The 1,334-nt window shown below is 44.0% G+C and carries 1 protein-coding gene; it reads right to left on the reverse strand.

The annotated features are described in order from the left end of the window. Positions 1 to 14: 14 nt before the first annotated feature. Positions 15 to 1,223 (reverse strand): IS4-like element ISVsa5 family transposase, encoded by a 1,209-nt coding sequence (locus R7P69_RS24690; RefSeq protein ID WP_001352368.1) that lies wholly within the window; start codon positions 1,221 to 1,223, stop codon positions 15 to 17. Positions 1,224 to 1,334: the final 111 nt, after the last annotated feature.

Genomic DNA, 1,334 nt, shown 5'->3' on the forward strand with positions numbered 1-1,334 from the left:
ACTGAGAGATCCCCTCATAATTTCCCCAAAACGTAACCATGTGTGAATAGATTTTGAGTAAGCAGGGTTGCAGCCACGAGTGAGTCTTCCCTTGTTATTGTGTAGCCAGAATGCCGCAAAACTTCCATGCCTAAGCGAACTGTTGAGAGTACGTTTCGATTTCTGACTGTGTTAGCCTGGAAGTGCTTGTCCCAACCTTGTTTCTGAGCATGAACGCCCGCAAGCCAACATGTTAGTTGAAGCATCAGGGCGATTAGCAGCATGATATCAAAACGCTCTGAGCTGCTCGTTCGGCTATGGCGTAGGCCTAGTCCGTAGGCAGGACTTTTCAAGTCTCGGAAGGTTTCTTCAATCTGCATTCGCTTCGAATAGATATTAACAAGTTGTTTGGGTGTTCGAATTTCAACAGGTAAGTTAGTTGCTAGAATCCATGGCTCCTTTGCCGACGCTGAGTAGATTTTAGGTGACGGGTGGTGACAATGAGTCCGTGTCGAGCGCTGATTTTTTCGGCCTTTAGAGCGAGATTTATACAATAGAATTTGGCATGAGATTGGATTGCTTTTAGTCAGCCTCTTATAGCCTAAAGTCTTTGAGTGACTAGATGACATATCATGTAAGTTGCTGATAGGTTTCCAGTTTTCCGCTCCTAGGTCTGCATATTGTACTTTTCCTCTTACTCGACTTAACCAGTACCAACCCAGCTTCTCAACGGATTTATACCATGGCACTTTAAAGCCAGCATCACTGACAATGAGCGGTGTGGTGTTACTCGGTAGAATGCTCGCAAGGTCGGCTAGAAATTGGTCATGAGCTTTCTTTGAACATTGCTCTGAAAGCGGGAACGCTTTCTCATAAAGAGTAACAGAACGACCGTGTAGTGCGACTGAAGCTCGCAATACCATAAGCCGTTTTTGCTCACGGATATCAGACCAGTCAACAAGTACAATGGGCATCGTATTGCCCGAACAGATAAAGCTAGCATGCCAACGGTATACAGCGAGTCGCTCTTTGTGGAGGTGACGATTACCTAACAATCGGTCGATTCGTTTGATGTTATGTTTTGTTCTCGCTTTGGTTGGCAGGTTACGGCCAAGTTCGGTAAGAGTGAGAGTTTTACAGTCAAGTAAGGCGTGGCAAGCCAACGTTAAGCTGTTGAGTCGTTTTAAGTGTAATTCGGGGCAGAATTGGTAAAGAGAGTCGTGTAAAATATCGAGTTCGCACATTTTGTTGTCTGATTATTGATTTTTGGCGAAACCATTTGATCATATGACAAGATGTGTATCTACCTTAACTTAATGATTTTGATAAAAATCATTAGGGGATTCATCAGTGCT

The sequence above is a fragment of the Vibrio sp. 661 genome (assembly GCF_033339315.1).
In the GTDB taxonomy this organism is placed as follows: domain Bacteria; phylum Pseudomonadota; class Gammaproteobacteria; order Enterobacterales; family Vibrionaceae; genus Vibrio; species Vibrio alginolyticus.

Excerpts from the sequence above, each read along its gene's own strand:
- R7P69_RS24690 (WP_001352368.1), bottom strand. The coding sequence starts at position 1,223 with ATGTGCGAACTCGATATTTTACACGACTCTCTTTACCAATTCTGCCCC.